Annotated in this window: 1 protein-coding gene; it reads left to right on the top strand. The window is 52.6% G+C overall.

The window, feature by feature from the left end:
* Window positions 1-116: 116 nt before the first annotated feature.
* Entirely contained in the window at window positions 117-1,505 is a 1,389-nt protein-coding gene (locus ACX93W_RS27255; RefSeq protein WP_459395521.1) for an IS4 family transposase, read from the top strand.
* Window positions 1,506-1,535: the final 30 nt, after the last annotated feature.

The following is a 1,535-nucleotide window of genomic DNA, read 5'->3' as shown; positions in this document are numbered from 1 at the left end:
CTAAGCTTGCCCCACAAGAGTTCCAAGTTATGGATAAATGAAAAACAAGACTACTCAACGAAGAGGTAAGCCTTTATGATGGGAGAAAACCTATAGTGATGAGGCAGGGATAACCCATGACCATACCTACGAATACCCATTCTTTAGCTGTACCGGACTTTTCCTTTTTGGAGCGGATGCGCCTTCGGTGCGGACGTATCGTCAAACGTGCGATCCAAACGATGACGACACTGGCCCGTCATCCCGAATTACCGATCGCCGCTGCCAGCGCAAATAAGGCGGAAGCGAAGGCGATCTATCGTCTGCTAGGCAATCAAAATCTCACCGAGGAAGCCATCTTGGATACCTATCGCAAGGAGACCTTGCATCAGATGAAGGCCAGTGGCGAGTCGGTCTTCTTATGTGTACAGGATACGACGGAGATCGACTACGGCGCCAGAGAGAAGACAACGGGACTCGGAGAGTTCCGTTCATCGAAATCGAAGGGGCTACTGGCCCATTCGGCTTTGGTGCTGACGACCTCAGGTATTCCGCAAGGATTATTGCATCAAAAAATCTGGGCACGTGATCCGGCGTTGAAGGGGAAGCGCGCCGTGAATCGTCCCTACGAGGAAAAAGAAAGCTATAAATGGACCGAAACGGCCAAGGCGAGTGTTGAGGGCTTGCCTGCATCCATCCGTCTCATTCATGTGGGGGACCGGGAAGCCGACTTTTTTGAATTTCTTCATACGCTGGAACAAGACGGGCAATCGTACGTTGTCCGTGCGCTCCAGAACCGGATCTCCGAAACGGACGGCGGCCGGATGTGGGACAAAGTGCGTGCACAGCCGGAAGCCGCACGCATCGTTGTATCGATTCCGCGGGATACACGTCAGGAGACGCCGGCGCGGGAAACCACGTTTGCGATTCGCTATCAGTCCGATACCGTGAAAGTCACAAATCACTTGAAATATAGAGGAGCCGGCTACGCGCCTCTGGGTTGTACCGTCATCCATGTGGTCGAGGTCACTCCGCTGTCGGATCAGGAACCCATCGAGTGGTTTTTGCTGACGAATATAGCATTGGCTAGCGGAGAGGAAGCCTGCGAGAAAGTCGGTTGGTACGTCAAGCGCTGGCAGATCGAACGGTTTCATTACATTCTGAAAAGTGGCTGCGGGGTCGAGAAGTTGCAGCAACACGATGCAGAAAAACTGCGGAAGCTCATCTTGATGTATGCCATCATTGCGGTGGGCTTGCAACGATTGACCTACCTATCCCGACTAGAGCCCGATGCACCTTGCACAAAAGTGATGAGCGAGGACGAATGGCAAGTGCTCTATCGCATTTCAAATAAAACGAAAGCCCTTCCTGCCAAGCCGCCTACCCTCGAGGAGTCTGTTTTGGCTTTGGCCAAACTCGGAGGCTTTTTAGGGCGCAAGAGCGATGGAGCCCCCGGGGTCAAAGTGTTGTGGAGGGGCCTTCAAGTGTTTCGCAACGTATTGGATACGTATCGCTTCTTACTGTAAATTTCCGGAAACATTGTGGGGCAAGCTTAG

The sequence above is a fragment of the Paenibacillus sp. CAU 1782 genome, from assembly GCF_054551715.1.
Note: the sequence above shows the minus strand (reverse complement) of the source record. Positions and strands in the feature narration are given on the sequence as shown.

Excerpts from the sequence above, each read along its gene's own strand:
- ACX93W_RS27255 (WP_459395521.1), top strand. The coding sequence starts at position 117 with ATGACCATACCTACGAATACCCATTCTTTAGCTGTACCGGACTTTTCC.